A 15423-nucleotide genomic window follows, 5' to 3' on the forward strand; every position below is an offset into this window, starting at 1 on the left:
CATGTTAGATTCTAAATATTTACGTCAAGATGTCGAACAAACTGCAGCACGTTTAGCCGCACGTGGTTATGAACTAGATGTAGCGGTAGTGACTGAACTTGAAGAAAAACGCAAAACATTACAAGTAAAAACGCAAGAACTTCAAAGTCAACGTAACGCCAGTGCGAAAGCCATTGGTCAAGCAAAAGCAAAAGGCGAAGACGCACAGCCATTGCTAGACGCAGTTGCTAACTTAGGCAGCGAATTAGATGCGGCTAAAGCTGAGCAAGATGAAGTGTTAGAAGCAATTAAACAAATTGCCTTAGCAATTCCAAACTTACCTGACGAGTCGGTTCCTGAGGGCGCTGACGAAGACGACAATGTAGAAATTTTAACGTGGGGCACCCCTAAAAATTACGATTTTGAAGTTAAAGACCATGTTGATGTAGGGCAAGACCTAAACGGCTTAGACTTTGAAATGGGCGTTAAAATTAGTGGCGCACGTTTTACCGTAATGCGCGGCCAAGTAGCACGTATGCACCGAGCACTTACCCAATACATGCTAGATACCCACACAGACACAAACGGCTACACAGAAATGTATGTACCGTACTTAGTTAATAGTGCAAGTCTTTACGGCACCAGCCAATTACCTAAGTTTGCGGGTGATTTATTCCACACATTAGGCCTAGTGAACGATGATGGCGAGCAGCAAGCTGGCTTTAGCCTTATTCCTACGGCAGAAGTACCGCTTACAAACAGCGCACGTGATGAAATTTACGAAGAAAGCGATTTACCAATTCGCTTAACAGCGCACACGCCATGTTTTAGAAGTGAAGCAGGCAGCTACGGTCGCGATACACGCGGTTTAATCCGTCAGCACCAGTTTGATAAAGTTGAACTAGTTCAGCTTGTAAAACCAGAAGATTCAATGCAAGCGCTTGAAGAGCTAACAGGCCATGCAGAGCAAATTTTACAAGCGCTTGAATTGCCATACCGTAAAGTGATTTTATGTATGGGCGATATGGGCTTCGGCGCAGCTAAAACCTACGATTTAGAAGTATGGTTACCAGCGCAAGACACGTACCGCGAAATTTCGTCTTGTTCAAACATGGTTGATTTCCAAGCACGCCGTATGCAAGCACGTTTTCGTCGTGAAGGCGCTAAAAAACCAGAGCTTTTACACACACTAAACGGCTCGGGTTTAGCGGTAGGGCGTACACTTGTAGCCATACTAGAAAACTACCAACAAGCCGACGGCTCAGTAGTAGTACCAGAAGTATTACGCCCATACATGGGTGGACTTGAAGTGATTGGTAAAGCTTAAAGTACTAGCTGTAAGCTGTCAGTTTTTAGCTATAAGCTTTAGAAAGCCGCTGTTTTAACAAACAGCGGCTTTTTTTGTTGACCAGGGTTCAGTTAGCAAGCTGTGAGATTAAAGTTTCTGCTCACCTGTAGATACAAGGGCGTGCTTTAGCGCGTTTATTTTTGATAAGGACCAATTTGTACTTTTCTAACCAGCTTTATAACCTAGAAAAAGGACTAATTACGCCATTAGCACCTTGTTGTAAAACATGCGTATAAATTTGTGTTGTTTTAACGTCCGAGTGACACAACTGAGATTGTACGGTCCTTATGTCAGCTCCGCTTTGTAGTAAATGAGTTGCAAAGGAGTGGCGTAAAGTATGTGGCGTGATAAGTTTGGTTAACTTTGCCATTCTTACAGCCTTTTTAATCGCCTTGCGAACGCCTGTTTGGTGAAAATGGTGCCGTCTTATTTCTCCAGTTTCAGGATCGGTACTTAATTGATGAGACGGAAATAAATATTGCCAGCCTAAAGACGTATTAGCAGCTGGATATTTCTTTGCAAGTGCATGAGGCATCCAAACGCCAGCATATTGCTCATTGTGTGAGTCTAATTGTAAGTATTCATCAACCTGTGCGATCTGATTTCTAAGTAAAGGGATTAACTCAGTGGCAAGCGTCACAATCCTGTTTTTATTGCCTTTACCATTCCATATTCGAATACTCTTATAATCAAAGTCAATATCTTGAACCCTTAGCTGAACAGCCTCCATCACTCTTAGTCCACTACCGTACATTAGCCCAGCAATAAGATAGTAACGTTTACTTAAATGCGACATGAGCACTTTAACTTCTTCTGGCGTCATCACTATGGGTAACTTGGGCTGACGCTTGCTTCTGATAAAAGTTAAGTCTAAACATAACTCGTTTTTAATGATGTGTTTATATAAAAAAACTAATGCATTTAAAGCAGTGGCTTGAGTTTTAGGCGCTACGTTTTTTGTTAACACAAGGTAGTCCAAATAGCTGACAACTTCGTTATTTCCCATTGAAGCAGGATGTCTTTTTTTATGAAAATGAATATAAGAAGCAATCCACTTTAAATAGGTATTAATGGTCCTAAGTGAGTATTGTCTAACTAACATATAGTCAGAAATGTAATTCAAAAATGGTGATTGTGTTTTCATAAATACCCTAAAACTATAACTGTATATATATACAGTTATAGTTTGGATGCCCCTATAGTCAAGAAATCGATCCGATGGGTTGTTTTTGTCGGTTCCTAGTAAAATGTTAATTAGTTATATATTTGATATAGAATAATAAAAGATATTTTGTTATTAATATAGATAAGATACTACAGATCCAATGTTGGGTAAAAAACGACCCTTAGGGTCGATATTAAATTGTTATATGCCCAAACGGAGTTCGTAGCATAATTATGGAATTAACTAATCCTCTCCCACCACAAGATAATGAATTTGAAGCCCTGAAAACTGGTTTGACGGAATTTAACGAATCGCATACTGGTACTGTGTTTAGAGAAAAAATATCTTCATTCATAAAAGATGAATCAGGTGTGATTCTTGGCGGCATTCTAGGTGAAATCAACTGGAACTGGATGCATATTCAGGGACTTTGGATTGATGAAAGTATTCGTGAAGGTGGATGGGGAACAAAATTATTATCTCGTATGGAGGAATATGCTTTATCTCAAAATATCCCTAGCATTAGGTTGGAAACGACTACATTCCAAGCGCTAGATTTTTATATCAAAGCAGGTTATTCAATTTTTGGCGAATTACCTGATATGCCTAAAGGGCACACTAGTTATTTCTTACAGAAGCAACTGGGCATATAACAAGCTAATAAATAAGGACAAAAAACAGTTGGCTGTTTTCGTTCCTCAACATTTTAGCCAACAATTTTTTGCCCATTATTGGGGCGTTATGGCTCACTACATAAATGAAATTCAGTAGGGTATTTAAAGAAACCAAATTGCTTTGGCCGAGAAAAATTGAAATTTCAGACGGAGAACTTCGATCAGACAATGGTGGGTTTTTTCCTCAACTTAGTAAGGTCTGGGATCAAGCCGAAGAAAGAGCGGAATCGTGGAGTGATTGGCATCAATTAATGGTTTGGTGCATCTTCTGTGGGTTGCATAAACTGTCTCGCGAGTCTCTGGAAAGAAACGAAACTTCTGTGAGTATCCAAGACATAGATAAAGGGTATGTTCAAAGTAAATTTAAGGAAAATTTATTTTCTAATGGTTGCGGTTACGGGAGGCACATGAGGCGTGCATACGTTAATGACCTCAAGCCATAACAAAGCTATCAAATTGACGGCTTTTCCGTCGCTTTTTTTGTGGTTTAACGCTACGCTACCACAAAACAATCAACTCCAAAGCCGCAATTTATAGCGGCGTTATATAGCAAAGGAAAGTCAGTGCAAATTGAAACCCAAAGGTTGACTTTAAAACCAATTAGTAAAGATGACTGGGAATTTTTTGAGGAACTTCATCAATCAAGCGGTGTACTCAAATATGTCAGCGATCCATTTACCGAATCTGAAATAAGTGAACGCTTTAATTCTCGCTTAGGTGAATGGAAAAAGACTTCAAATCAATGGTTAACTTTAACAATCATTGAACACGCAACTGGGAATAAAATTGGCGTAACTGGCTTTTTTCCTGAGTGGGAACCATATCAACAGGCTGAACTTGGTTTCTTGCTAAGTCCAAAATTTCAAGGCAAAGGGTATGGCAAAGAGTCAACTAAAGCCGTTATTGAATATGCATTTAATCAATGTAACTTCCATAAAGTGATCGCAACTGTCACTGAAGGTAATTCCCCGTCATTTAATTTACTAAAAGCTTTGGGCTTTACTCATGAAGGTACAATTCGAGATAACTTTAAATTAGGTGGCAATTGGTGCAACGATTTAAAGTTAGGGTTACTTAATCATGAGTACAATGCTATATAACAAGCGCATTAAGTAATGGGACACATAATAGTTGGCTTGTCGCTCGTTCCTCGCTAAATTATAGCCAACTATTATTTAGCCCCTTATGCGGGCGTTATATTGCTAAATGAATTCAGTGTGTTTTCAGCTTTGGAGAATAAATGAAAAAGGGACTTGCAGATATATTTGAAGTTGATTCAGTAGCAAAGACTCTAGCCCTTTGTGTGCTTACTATTGGCGCATATTTAATATTTAAGCTTTATCAATTCTCAAACAGCATTAATCAAAAGACCGAACACAGAATACCCAATGTTTTCATCGTAATAACCATTTTCTTATTCACTATATCTTTAGGTAGTTTAATTTATGGCTTAGTTAACCTTAATGAGCCTACTATTTTAAGAAGCTCAATTGGTATTCATGTTGTCTCAAGTATTTTCGACGTTACTTGGATAATTTTGGTGCGTAATCGTATTAATTTAATCGCTGGCTCTAATCGTGGTGATAAGCTTTGGTTAAACCCTTTTATTACGTCAATATTTCATGTGATTTATATGCAGCATAAAATAAATCAAGGGTTGGCAACGTCGCAATATAACAAACAAATTATGGCAGGGCGCACAAAAAACGTGCGCCCCATATTTGAAGCGTTATGCGATTCATGAGATCAGCGAAAGGAATAGAAACTTATGTACAAAGTTGGCATCGTTATATTTGATGATTTCACAGATGTAGACTTTTTTCTTATGTATGACTTGCTTGGGAGGACAACCGATAGTTGGACGGTCAGCATACTGGGAACTAAACCTGAACATCATTCCCACCTTGGTATGAAAGTTACAACAGACGGGCATATTTCAGAGGTGACGAACCAAGATGTCGTTCTTATCACTAGTGGTAAAGGTGGTATTCCAGCAGCGATGAAAGATGCTGAATTTATGTCAGCGTTGAGCCTTGACCCAAACAAACAGCTAATTGGCTCGATATGTGCTGGTTCATTCATCCTTCATGAGCTCGGTTTACTAAAAGGTAAGCCATTAACAACCAATCCAGATGCTAAAGGTGTTCTACAAAAGATGGGAGGAGACGTTCAGGATCTGCCTCTAGTAGTAGAAGGTAACATAGCAACTGCAGGAGGTTGTCTTTCACTGATGTATCTCATTGGTTGGGTGGCAGAGCGGCTGTTTGACTCAAGTAAACGAAAAACTATTCAGAATCAATTAATTCCAGCCGGGCAGTTAGAACTTTTTGAAGAGCTCATTAGCGCAACTATTCAGTCAGCAGAGTTGAAAAATTCGCATAACAAAGCGTTTAAGAGTGATTCGTAACGCTTGGCATTTTTAGTTTGCGTTGGTTTTGGTGTTTAAGGTGCAATGCAGAAACTTCGGCATTGCGTTACTCACACCTTAACGCGGCGTTAGGCATCAGTGTTACCCACAATTATTTAGGTGTATATAAATGAGTAATGGAATTCAAAATGTTGGGATAGGGATTACAGCAGATATATTGACTGCTGCTGATTTTGGTGCAACTAATTTTATTGTAAATGTGGGTAATAATTTACTAACAAAAATTTTTAAAGATCGTGCTGAAAAGGCGAGAGAAATTGCGTTAAATGAAATGAAACGATGTGAAAGATCTGAATTTGATATTGAAAGTGCAGATCAATTTGTGGCTATAGTATATCGGTATCAAAGAGCTGCACTTGAGGGTACTGCCTTATTGAACCTTTCAATTTTAGCTAAAATTATGAGAGGGCAAGCTACAGAAGGTTCTGTATTTGCTACAGAGTTTAATGAATTCGCAGAAATAATTGCTTCACTTAAAACGAGAGAAATAGTGTATCTAGGTACACTCATTCGACTGCATAAAGAAAAAATATTAGTCCCTAAAGATAATAGCGAAGAATATTATGAGATTGATCAGTCTGTTGGTATTTTAATGCGTAAAGAGTTAGTTGGTACAAGCCACTTTCCTGAAAGTAGGGACTTAATTTCCTGTGAAACAAGTTTGCAGAGAACTGCTTTTATATATCCATCCGTACAGTTAATTGGTGGAACTATATTTTCCCCTACCTCTGATTTAGAAAGGCTTGCTGAGTTAGTCGAATTCGAGGAGTTATTCGGCGAAATGAATGCCTAACAAGTCATTTAAACGGACGCAAAAACGCTGGCTTTGCTCCTCCGTCGCTAAGTATAGCCAGCAACTTTGCGCCGCTTAATGAGGCGTTATGATTTTTATCGAAATGGGGAGGTTGTATGGCAATATCATTTGAAAGTCAGAGACTGACAGTAGTTGAAATTACTGAAGGGTTCGATTTATCTAAACACTCATATTTGCTAGAACGAATTCCTCAAATCCTCACGCCAGCAGTTGTAGAAAATCTTCCTCCATATTTCCACGAGATAGGTTCTAGTGAACAAGCCCGAATCTGGCTTGAGCGGATGTTGTTGGAGAGCCGCTTACTTCAAGTAATAGTCGAGGATAACGAACTAATAGGTTTCTTGTTCGCTTTTGTGGAAAATGACGAGTGTGCCCATATCGGATATTTGCTTGCTGAAGAATATTGGGGGCGAGGGTTAGCTAGTGAATTACTTCAAGGTTTCATCCATGAAGTCGAGAAATCCGAATCTTGGTTAAGGCTCATAGGCGGTGTTGACGAGTCTAATATTGCTTCAGCAAAATTACTTAAGAAGCTGGGTTTTATAGAGCAACCCGCTAAGGACAGTAGTGTGGTTTTCTATGAATATACGATTCCCTAGCCACAATCATAACAAAGCATTTAAGAGTGATTCGCAACGCTTGGCGCTTTCGCTTCGCTCAAGTATAGCCAAACGTCGCTCACACCTTAATGCGGCGTTATATAACAAGGAGATCAAAGTTGAAAAATATGCAGGCGACAGTTAATGATTTATCTGAACAGATTAAGAGTTCTGTAGAAAATTTAGATAAAGAGCTGTCAAGTTTACGAGCGCAGATAAGCTCCTCATCTGGAGAGCATCAAGAAGTTACTAAGAACTCTACCTCTGCTATTACGAATTCCATAAAAGGCTTAAATGATGAGATAACAAAGTTGACAGATCAGGTGCGTAATTCTGCTGAATTGAGTAGTAGCACTGTAGAAAAAGTATCGTGTCAACTTAAAACCAAAGGGGTCAAATCTTGACTTCAGACATCAGAACTTAAATTTCTCCAAACGCCTTAATTTAACTTGTTATTTTCCTCTAAAAGCGCAGCGCCTGTTATCCTCTTTGTGAATTAAGTTCTTCATTAATAAAAGCACTTGGGTAACAATTTAGCGAAGTTAGTTAAGTTTTAACTATATGTTAAATAGTAAGCTATCTTTGGCTTTTGCTCCTTTATAACTTATTCTAAGCCACTTCGTAGGCGGATTAATAAGTTGGCGTCATCTGCCAAAGGATATTTATGAGTACTAAAAGTAGACGATTACGCAAGAAGTTGTATTTAGATGAATTTGCTATTCTAGGATTTGAATTTACTTGTAATTTAAATGCTACAAAAGCAGAGTTTGATTTATTACTAGATGAGCTTTTAGAATTTATTGGTAAAAGAAAACTTTGTATTGCTGGTGGAGGTGACTGTAAGTCATTTAGTGGTTTTATTTGTTCTGTTCATCGTTATGGTTCGGCGACTAATCAAGACAGAGCAGACGTTGAGCTTTGGTTAAAGTCTAAAGAAAACATTTCAAATATTGTTGTTAGTCAACTAGTTGATGCAAACTACGGAGTGTAATGATTTATCTAAAATTATTTGGTTGAAGACCAAAATGAGCAAATATTAACTTCATATATCAGAGCTTAAATCTAATTGCGGCTTAATTTAAGTCGCAATTTTGCATATTATACACAGCTTGATAAGTCGGGTTGCCCCAAGTAAATTCATCATTTTTGTCGGATGGCGTGGCTTCGCCACTTATCCGACCTACGTCTAAAGGTCGGTTGGTTAAGCCAAAGGCGCCACCCAACAGAGTTCTATGGTTCTATCGAGCTTGGTCTATAAATTGTACTTATATTATTCAACTGCTTTTAAGCGTTTTGTTATGGCTTGTAATTTTTCTTCTAGTGTAAAAGACAGGACTAAGGTTTCTTCTACAATTTCTTTCGTCTCATCAACTAAACCGACTAGCTCCGACTCTTGCTCTTCATCTAAACCTAGAGTGATCATTTTTGATTGTATAGCTTGAGATAAGTCATTAACGAGTATTTTTACTTGCTTATCTTGCTCTGAGCATAGTTTTTTTATGGTACTAAAATCATCAGCGAGTTGGCTTTTGAGGGTGTTTAAAGCTTGTTGACGTATCGTCGCTTTTTCTAATTGCTGCTCAATAAATTCCATTCGGCTTTCTAAAAACCAAAGGGGTCAAATCTTGACTTCAGACATCAGAACTTAAATTTCTCCAAACGGCTTAATTCAACCTGTTATTTTCCTCTAAAAGCATAGCGCCTCTTATCCTCTTTGTGAATTAAGTTCTTCATTAATAAAAGCACTTGGGTAACAATTTAGCGAAGTTAGTTAAGTTTTAACTATATGTTAAATAGTAAGCTATCTTTGGCTTTTGCTCCTTTATAACTTATTCTAAGCCACTTCGTAGGCGGATTAATAAGTTGGCGTCATATACCAAAGGATATTTATGAGTACTAAAAGTAGATGATTACGCAAGAAATTGTATTTAGATGAATTTGCTATTCTAGGTTTTGAATTTACTTGTAATTTAAATGCTACTGAAGCGGAATTTGATTTATTACTAGATGAGCTTTTAGAATTCATCGATAAAAGAAAACTTTGTATTGCTGGTGGAGGTGACTGTAAGTCATTCAGTGGCTTTATTTGTTCTGTTAATCGTTACGGTTCAGCGACTAATCAAGATAGAGCAGACGTTGAGCTTTGGTTAAAGTCTAAAGAACACATTTCAAATATTTTTGTTAGTCAACTAGTTGATGCAAACTACGGAGTGTAATGATTTATCTAAAATTATTTGGTTGAAGACCAAAATGAGCAAATATTAACTTCATATATCAGAGCTTAAATCTAATTGCGGCTTAATTTAAGCCGCAATTTTGCATATTATACACAGCGTGATAAGTCGGGTTGCCCCAAGTAAATTCATCATTTTTGTCGGATGGCGTGGCTTCGCCACTTATCCGACCTACGTCTAAAGGTAGGTTGGTTAAGCCAAAGGCGCCACCCAACAGAGTTCTATGGTTCTGTCGAGCTTGGTCTATACATTGTACTTATATTATTCGACTGCTTTTAAGCGTTTTGTTATGGCTTGTAATTTTTCTTCTAGTGTAAAAGACAGGACTAAGGTTTCTTCTACAATTTCTTTCGTTTCATCAACTAACCCGACTAGCTCCGACTCTTGCTCTTCATCTAAACCTAGAGTGATCATTTTTGATTGTATAGCTTGAGATAAGTCATTAACGAGTATTTTTACTTGCTTATCTTGCTCTGAGCATAGTTTATTTATAGTACTAAAATCATCAGCAAGTTGGCTCTTGAGGGTGTTTAAAGCTTGTTGACGTATCGTCGCTTTTTCTAATTGCTGTTCAATAAATTCCATTCGGCTTTCTATAATAGTAAGTAAAATAGCAAAATTATCTCGAAGTCGTCCGAGTAAGCCTTCGTCTTTTGCATTTATTCCTTTTACAAGTATTGAGCAAGCAGGCGCGTTAAATAATAAGTTAGAGCTAAATGGCACTATTCGTTTTGCTCTTCTTCCCAGTTCAAGAATTTCTTTTTCTAGTTCAGAAATAGTTTGTTTTGGAAATTGGTGATATTGGTTTGTTACTCTAAACTCTACACAGCAGCTGGCGCCTGCATTGGTAAAGTACTGCTGTACGTTTGCAAATAATGCATCTAGATCGGTTACGTCAAGGTTGTCAGTAAAGAATGAAACTAACTCTCCGAGTTCACTTGCTTGTTGCATTGAGGTAAAAGCAGTTGTAGAGGCCACATCGTACATTTCTTTTAGATTATTTCGCTCTGTAATACGCAGTTCAACACGCTTTAATTTTTCGTTTAGTTCCTCAAAGTCTACTGGTTTGGCAATATAATCATCGCCGCCATACCCATATGCTGTGAGTTTGTCTTCACTTGATGTTAAAGCGGATATAAATATAATTTCGCAATCATCGTATTCACCTGATCGTTTTATTTGTTCAACTAAATCGTAACCAGTAAGGTCATTACTAAGTAAAATATCCATCAGCACGACTTGTGGCTGGTGCTGTTCCATTAGCGCTAATATTGGTTCGGTTCCATCAGATGAAGTAATATCGTGTTGCTTGGAAAGCGCAATTTCCATGATGTTTCTATTTTGGGGGTTATCGTCAACGGACAATATTTTCACTTTGGCTCCTTAATTTAGTTATTGTCGTCCTATCTTAAATGATATTAGTCATGGAAATGGCTACTCGCAAATAATAAATTTATGTACATTTTCATAGGTTATTTAAGTAATATCAGATAAAAGGTTAACTATGGTAGATACCTAATTCACCTTGTTTATCACCCTATAAAAGCAGCGAAATTGTCATGAATGTCATTAGTAACACTACAATAATCACTGACTCATTAGAATCGTGGCATAAGAGTCAATCGACGTTTAAATTTCAAGGTTATGAGATTGGATATCATGTGCAAGGCAAACAGGACGCGCCGTGTTTATTACTGATCCATGGTTACCCAACCGCAAGTTGGGATTGGCACAATCAATGGGCTGCGCTCACTCAACACTTTAAGGTATTTACCCTAGATATGCTGGGTTTTGGTTTTAGCGACAAACCTCAAAATGTTACTTACACCATAAATATGCAAGCGGATTTACTGACATATTTTTTAAAGGTGTTAAATGTAAAAGCAGCGCATATTTTAAGCCACGATTATGGTGATACGGTAGCGCAAGAGCTACTTGCTAGAAGCAATTTAAATGAGCCGCATGCCATAAAAATACAAAGCGTTTGCTTTCTTAACGGCGGGTTATTTCCAGAAACACATAAACCGGTATTATTGCAAAAGCTGCTATTTAGCCCAATAGGCGCTTTAAAATCGCGACTTGCAAACTATAAAAGTTTTAAGCGTAATTTTGACAATATGTGTTCTATACCACTTGCTGAAAAAGGGCTAAACGAATTGTGGCAGTTAATTGAATACAAACAGGGCAGGCCTGTAATGGCAAAACCGAAGAATAAACTAGACACCCACTCTAATTTTTGAAGTTTGGCGAACTAAGTACTAGGCTTTCATCAGTGTGAAAAAAAGCTGGGTGTCTTATGGCAATCGTAAGAAAGCGTCATGTAAGTTTGGTTGGTACAAAGTACTACCACTGTATATCACGTTGTGTTCGGCGTGCTTTTTTGTGCGGTGAAGACCATTTTACTGGTCAATCTTACGAGCACCGCAGAGGCTGGATTAAAGATAGACTGCTAGCACGAGCGAAAGTATTTTGTATTGATGAGTGCCTGAGCTGTAATTAATAATTACACTGTTAGCATATCACTCCTATGGAGTGAAAATTTGACTTTAAAATATATTTTATTAGTATGATATAACTAATAAATTAAAGGGAATTTCTGGTGTATAGATTATTTATAGTTCTATCATTAATGTTAAGCTTTTCAAGTTCTGCATTTGAAAATGTTATTTTTAATAAATACTATTTTCCAATTAACGATAATTGGGAGACGATGAGAGTTTTAGAGGAGGGTGAAGGCTTTGCCCTAGTCAACAGCCAAATGCAAACTTTAAGTATAAGAAAATTTCATAACGATGATCCATTAATCACTTTAGAAGATGGAAGCACAATTCCATTAGTTGAAATACATTTAGACAGCCTAACAAATTCAAATTCGGACATAGAAAGTAAAGTTTATAAGGAAATTAAGAATAGCTTTTCTAAAGTAAAAGAAATTCAAAACAAAACTAACTCCTTTAACTTATTCGTCGAATTAAAGCCAGATTTAATTGATACACAAATTGCCTATTTATATTCAAAAGAAAATGGAATTTTTATTGGGATTACATCAACAATACCTGAGAGAGATTTTTTAAAATTTTTAAAATCAATCCACGAAAAAAAATAAGGAAGTTAAATGTCAAATTCTATCGAGCAACTAGATAAAGAAGACCAAGAAAACCTACAATTTATATTACAAAAAATGTATCCTGAAAGTAGTGCTTTTAAAGAAAACAAGCCTTCGATTGAAACTTTAAAAGTTTATATGCAAGCTCTTAAGGCTAATACTTTTTGTAACAAAGCAATGACAACGCTTACTACTGAATTAGCTACAGCTACAGTAAAACAGATATACAGGGGTAAGTTTAAAAAGATCGTCAATAAGGTTCTAAAAGAAATAAAAGGTCACTATAAAGAAAATAACCTTAACTTCTTTATTTGCAATCAGGTAGTAAAGTATAAGTATAAGTCTCCGTTAGTTATTTCTCTTCAAGGCTATTTCTAGTATAACAGCCCTATCTTTTATGTTGAAAACTCTACATGTAAAGGCTACGAGTTAGTGGCCTTTATTAATTAATTTGTTACACGTTTAGAAACCAAAGAGGCAAATCTTGCTTTCAGATAGCAGAACTTAAACTCTTAACAGCGGCTAAATTTAAGCCGCTACTTTCCTCTAAAAGTGCAGCGCCTGTTATCCTATTTGTGAATTAATGTAGCTTTGCCAACATAAGTTTTGTGCGTTTGGGGGTAGTTATTTTTAGCATATTTTAATTACGATATAGGTGTTGGTGAAAAGCCATTTTTTTACTTATTTATAAGGTGGGTTGTTTTCATAAGTGTTTGTAATATGGTGTCTATTAATTAACCTAAATATAGAATAAGGAACATTCATGGAATTAGTCAAAACCACAAGTTTGAAATTTGAAGTAACAGAAACTGGTCATCAAATTATACAAGCTAAAATAAATGGACATAAAGTAAATTTAATTTTAGATACAGCGGCGGGTGCATCTGTTTTAGATAGAGCATGTATTAAAGAGCTTGGAATACAAGAGAAACTAAGTGAAGAAAATGCCGCAGGTTTAGGTACAGCCGACCACGAAATGGGCTTAATAGATGTTTTGAAATTTGAATTAGCAGGGCAGTTGTTTGAAAGTACAGAGTTTGTATCACTAAACCTAGACCATGTTCAGCCCGCTGGTGGTGACAATATAATACATGGATTATTAGGCTCTCCATTTTTTAGAAAATACCAAGCTGTGTTAGATTTTGGCACTAATACACTGACAATTAGAGAGCCGTTAGCTGATTATGAGTAATTAAAGCGACTTATTTAAGCCGCTCTTTGCATATTATACACAGCGTGATAAGTCGGGTTGTCTCAAGTAAATTTATCATTTTTGTCGGATGGCGTGGCTTTGCCACTTATCCGACCTACGTTAAAAAGTAGGTTAGTTAAGCCAAAGGCGCCACCCAACAGAGTTCTTAAAGCTATTAAAGCGGCTTAATTCAAGCCGCTACTTTCCTCTAAAAGCGCAGCGTCTCTTATCCTCTTTGTAAATTAATTTGTTTTAAACAACATTAACTTTGCCTCTTTTCCATCCGTTAATATCGCTACATTACCTTCAGCAGTAACAAACACATCTCTGAGCCTGCCTTTAGCCTCTGGGAAAATATGTGATTGGGTGAACTCACCATTTGCTAAATTAACGCTGTAGAGCTTTTTATCGACCAATGTAGTAATAAGCACGTGGCGTTGCAGTGAAGGGAAGGCTGCATGCTTAGAGCCATAATATGCCATGCCTGATGGCGCAATTGAAGGCGTCCAATCTACGGTTGGTTTAGCCATTCCGGGGTAGTCTCTAAAGGGGGAAATACGTGCTTGTGAATAATCGTCGCCGTTAGTGATTACTGGCCAGCCGTAATTGGTGCCAGCCTTTAAGTAGTTGAGCTCATCACCGCCTGCGGGGCCGTGTTCGTGGCTAATGATTTGCTTGGTATCGTAATCATAAACCAAGCCTTGCAAGTTACGGTGCCCGAGTGAATAAATGGCATGCGCGGTAGGGGTTTCATGTTTAATAAACGGGTTATCGCTTGGAATAGTGCCATTTAAATTAATTCGTAGCACTTTACCTAATTGGCTGGTTATAACTTGTGCTTGCTCGCGGTAGTCAAAGCCATCACCACTTGAAAACAGTAAGCTATTATCGGGCAGTACAAGCGCCCGGCCAGAGTAATGCTGCGGTGTGCCCTTATCGGTGGCAACTTTATAAATAATTTTTGGCGTTGAAAATTGCGTACCATCAAACTTAGCTTTGGCAATAACGAGTCTGTTTGCATCAAGCTCACCTTGGGCATAAGTGAATATTATTTCTTTTGATTCACTGTAATTTGGCGAAAGTACTATATCGAGTAAACCACCTTGCCCTGCAACGTATAAGCCCTCGAAATCTAGTTTAACTCGGCTTTGTTGATTGTTTTTAATGATAACAACATGGCCATCACTCTCTGTAACTAACCAGGTGTCGCTTGGGAGCTTAACCATGCTCCATGGTGAATTGAGGTCTGTTGCTAAGGTGCTAGCAGTATATTGCTGTGTTGGTAGTTTGGCACTGGCGTTACAAGACAACACTAAAAGCGAAAGTAGCGTAATACCACACAAAGATTGTTTACACTGCAAGCCTTTGCTAGTGTAAGAAAAAAATTTCATTTTAAGTTGAGATAACCATGCAGTTTTTAACACGTATACTCCCGTCATTTTTAGTTTCTTGGTTGCTTACATTCACTCTTGCTAGCTTGTTTCATAGCCAATACGTTGTCAATCAATTAGTTAATGTAGGTGTAGTGGTGGGCTTTAATGATCGTGTTAATTTAACCCTTGAAGATTGGCTTGGCTTGCTACCTACTTACGGCGCTATTATTGCGATTGCACTTGCTCTCGCATTTTTTGTGACCTGGTTTATCGCGAAAAAGCTTAAAAATCAGGGGATACAATTATTTGTAACTGCGGGTATTGTAGCGTTTGCAACAGCGTTAATTGCTATTGAATCTATTATGAACATTACTATTATTGCGGGTGCAAGAGGCTGGGGGTTTTATGCGCAATTATGTGCAGGTGCAGTAGGGGGTTATGTATTTGCAAAACTCATTAAGGCAAATAAGCAAAAGATAGAGCATCACGGTTTTTAAGTGAGTATTGGTCT

Annotated in this window: 19 protein-coding genes and 1 pseudogene; 16 read left to right on the forward strand and 4 right to left on the reverse strand. The window is 37.6% G+C overall.

Annotated elements, in window-relative coordinates; genetic code table 11:
• Position 1: 1 nt before the first annotated feature.
• On the forward strand, positions 2-1306 hold the full coding sequence (serS, locus tag P3J6_RS11240) for a serine--tRNA ligase (RefSeq protein ID WP_138604906.1): 1305 nt from the start codon (positions 2-4) through the stop codon (positions 1304-1306).
• 196 nt (positions 1307-1502) lie between these two features.
• Here the strand turns inward: serS and P3J6_RS11245 are convergent, their stop codons facing one another.
• Entirely contained in the window at positions 1503-2471 is a 969-nt protein-coding gene (locus tag P3J6_RS11245) for an integron integrase (protein ID WP_198523049.1), read from the reverse strand.
• A gap of 254 nt (positions 2472-2725) precedes the next feature.
• On the opposite strand from P3J6_RS11245, the gene P3J6_RS11250 reads away from it, so the two are divergent.
• From P3J6_RS11250 to P3J6_RS11290, 8 genes are all read left to right on the forward strand, one after another.
• The gene (locus tag P3J6_RS11250; RefSeq protein WP_138570161.1) at positions 2726-3145 is read left to right on the forward strand and encodes a GNAT family N-acetyltransferase; all 420 of its coding nucleotides are present in this window, start codon (positions 2726-2728) and stop codon (positions 3143-3145) included.
• Positions 3146-3729: 584 nt separating this feature from the next.
• Positions 3730-4266, forward strand: coding sequence for a GNAT family N-acetyltransferase (locus tag P3J6_RS11255; RefSeq protein WP_178957420.1), 537 nt, complete (start codon positions 3730-3732; stop codon positions 4264-4266).
• A 140-nt stretch (positions 4267-4406) separates the two neighbouring features.
• Entirely contained in the window at positions 4407-4910 is a 504-nt protein-coding gene (locus tag P3J6_RS11260; protein ID WP_198523050.1) for a hypothetical protein, read from the forward strand.
• Between the two features lie 24 nt (positions 4911-4934).
• Positions 4935-5573 carry a DJ-1/PfpI family protein gene (locus tag P3J6_RS11265; protein ID WP_198523051.1) on the forward strand — a complete coding sequence of 213 codons (639 nt, stop codon included), beginning with the start codon at positions 4935-4937 and terminating at the stop codon, positions 5571-5573.
• A gap of 130 nt (positions 5574-5703) precedes the next feature.
• Entirely contained in the window at positions 5704-6387 is a 684-nt protein-coding gene (locus P3J6_RS11275; protein ID WP_198523052.1) for a hypothetical protein, read from the forward strand.
• A 116-nt stretch (positions 6388-6503) separates the two neighbouring features.
• Positions 6504-7007, forward strand: coding sequence for a GNAT family N-acetyltransferase (locus P3J6_RS11280; RefSeq protein WP_198523053.1), 504 nt, complete (start codon positions 6504-6506; stop codon positions 7005-7007).
• 119 nt (positions 7008-7126) lie between these two features.
• On the forward strand, positions 7127-7411 hold the full coding sequence (locus tag P3J6_RS11285) for a hypothetical protein (RefSeq protein WP_198523054.1): 285 nt from the start codon (positions 7127-7129) through the stop codon (positions 7409-7411).
• Between the two features lie 260 nt (positions 7412-7671).
• Positions 7672-7998, forward strand: a complete 327-nt coding sequence (locus P3J6_RS11290) for a YggL family protein (RefSeq protein ID WP_198523055.1) — start codon at positions 7672-7674, stop codon at positions 7996-7998.
• A 279-nt stretch (positions 7999-8277) separates the two neighbouring features.
• Here P3J6_RS11290 and P3J6_RS11295 read toward each other — a convergent pair whose 3' ends face one another.
• Positions 8278-8601 carry a hypothetical protein gene (locus tag P3J6_RS11295; RefSeq protein ID WP_232735493.1) on the reverse strand — a complete coding sequence of 108 codons (324 nt, stop codon included), beginning with the start codon at positions 8599-8601 and terminating at the stop codon, positions 8278-8280.
• 328 nt (positions 8602-8929) lie between these two features.
• Between P3J6_RS11295 and P3J6_RS11300 the strand changes: the two genes are divergently transcribed.
• Entirely contained in the window at positions 8930-9223 is a 294-nt protein-coding gene (locus tag P3J6_RS11300) for a 50S ribosome-binding protein YggL (RefSeq protein WP_232735494.1), read from the forward strand.
• Between the two features lie 279 nt (positions 9224-9502).
• Here P3J6_RS11300 and P3J6_RS11305 read toward each other — a convergent pair whose 3' ends face one another.
• Positions 9503-10615: a response regulator gene (locus P3J6_RS11305; RefSeq protein ID WP_232735495.1), complete on the reverse strand. Its 1113-nt coding sequence runs from the start codon at positions 10613-10615 to the stop codon at positions 9503-9505.
• 185 nt (positions 10616-10800) lie between these two features.
• On the opposite strand from P3J6_RS11305, the gene P3J6_RS11310 reads away from it, so the two are divergent.
• From P3J6_RS11310 to P3J6_RS11325, 5 genes and pseudogenes are all read left to right on the forward strand, one after another.
• The gene (locus P3J6_RS11310) at positions 10801-11481 is read left to right on the forward strand and encodes an alpha/beta fold hydrolase (RefSeq protein ID WP_232735496.1); all 681 of its coding nucleotides are present in this window, start codon (positions 10801-10803) and stop codon (positions 11479-11481) included.
• A 56-nt stretch (positions 11482-11537) separates the two neighbouring features.
• Positions 11538-11726: pseudogene (locus P3J6_RS18950) on the forward strand (Mobile element protein); the annotation flags it as partial.
• Positions 11727-11840: 114 nt separating this feature from the next.
• Positions 11841-12347, forward strand: a complete 507-nt coding sequence (locus tag P3J6_RS11315; protein WP_198523056.1) for a hypothetical protein — start codon at positions 11841-11843, stop codon at positions 12345-12347.
• 9 nt (positions 12348-12356) lie between these two features.
• Positions 12357-12725, forward strand: a complete 369-nt coding sequence (locus P3J6_RS11320; RefSeq protein ID WP_024602555.1) for a hypothetical protein — start codon at positions 12357-12359, stop codon at positions 12723-12725.
• 385 nt (positions 12726-13110) lie between these two features.
• The gene (locus tag P3J6_RS11325; protein WP_198523057.1) at positions 13111-13539 is read left to right on the forward strand and encodes an aspartyl protease family protein; all 429 of its coding nucleotides are present in this window, start codon (positions 13111-13113) and stop codon (positions 13537-13539) included.
• Positions 13540-13781: 242 nt separating this feature from the next.
• Here the strand turns inward: P3J6_RS11325 and P3J6_RS11330 are convergent, their stop codons facing one another.
• The gene (locus P3J6_RS11330) at positions 13782-14963 is read right to left on the reverse strand and encodes a PQQ-dependent sugar dehydrogenase (protein WP_198523058.1); all 1182 of its coding nucleotides are present in this window, start codon (positions 14961-14963) and stop codon (positions 13782-13784) included.
• On the opposite strand from P3J6_RS11330, the gene P3J6_RS11335 reads away from it, so the two are divergent.
• Entirely contained in the window at positions 14948-15409 is a 462-nt protein-coding gene (locus P3J6_RS11335) for a hypothetical protein (RefSeq protein ID WP_198523059.1), read from the forward strand. The genes P3J6_RS11330 and P3J6_RS11335 overlap by 16 nt on opposite strands.
• The last annotated feature ends 14 nt before the right edge of the window (positions 15410-15423 follow it).

This window comes from Pseudoalteromonas sp. 3J6, assembly GCF_903995135.1.
Classification (GTDB): domain Bacteria; phylum Pseudomonadota; class Gammaproteobacteria; order Enterobacterales; family Alteromonadaceae; genus Pseudoalteromonas.

Bases quoted from the DNA above. Each gene is read 5' to 3' on its own strand.
- serS (WP_138604906.1), top strand. From the start codon at position 2: ATGTTAGATTCTAAATATTTACGTCAAGATGTCGAACAAACTGCAGCA.
- P3J6_RS11245 (WP_198523049.1), bottom strand. From the start codon at position 2,471: ATGAAAACACAATCACCATTTTTGAATTACATTTCTGACTATATGTTA.
- P3J6_RS11250 (WP_138570161.1), top strand. From the start codon at position 2,726: ATGGAATTAACTAATCCTCTCCCACCACAAGATAATGAATTTGAAGCC.
- P3J6_RS11260 (WP_198523050.1), top strand. From the start codon at position 4,407: ATGAAAAAGGGACTTGCAGATATATTTGAAGTTGATTCAGTAGCAAAG.
- P3J6_RS11265 (WP_198523051.1), top strand. From the start codon at position 4,935: ATGTACAAAGTTGGCATCGTTATATTTGATGATTTCACAGATGTAGAC.
- P3J6_RS11275 (WP_198523052.1), top strand. From the start codon at position 5,704: ATGAGTAATGGAATTCAAAATGTTGGGATAGGGATTACAGCAGATATA.
- P3J6_RS11280 (WP_198523053.1), top strand. From the start codon at position 6,504: ATGGCAATATCATTTGAAAGTCAGAGACTGACAGTAGTTGAAATTACT.
- P3J6_RS11290 (WP_198523055.1), top strand. From the start codon at position 7,672: ATGAGTACTAAAAGTAGACGATTACGCAAGAAGTTGTATTTAGATGAA.
- P3J6_RS11295 (WP_232735493.1), bottom strand. From the start codon at position 8,601: ATGGAATTTATTGAGCAGCAATTAGAAAAAGCGACGATACGTCAACAA.
- P3J6_RS11310 (WP_232735496.1), top strand. From the start codon at position 10,801: ATGAATGTCATTAGTAACACTACAATAATCACTGACTCATTAGAATCG.
- P3J6_RS11320 (WP_024602555.1), top strand. From the start codon at position 12,357: ATGTCAAATTCTATCGAGCAACTAGATAAAGAAGACCAAGAAAACCTA.
- P3J6_RS11325 (WP_198523057.1), top strand. From the start codon at position 13,111: ATGGAATTAGTCAAAACCACAAGTTTGAAATTTGAAGTAACAGAAACT.
- P3J6_RS11335 (WP_198523059.1), top strand. From the start codon at position 14,948: ATGCAGTTTTTAACACGTATACTCCCGTCATTTTTAGTTTCTTGGTTG.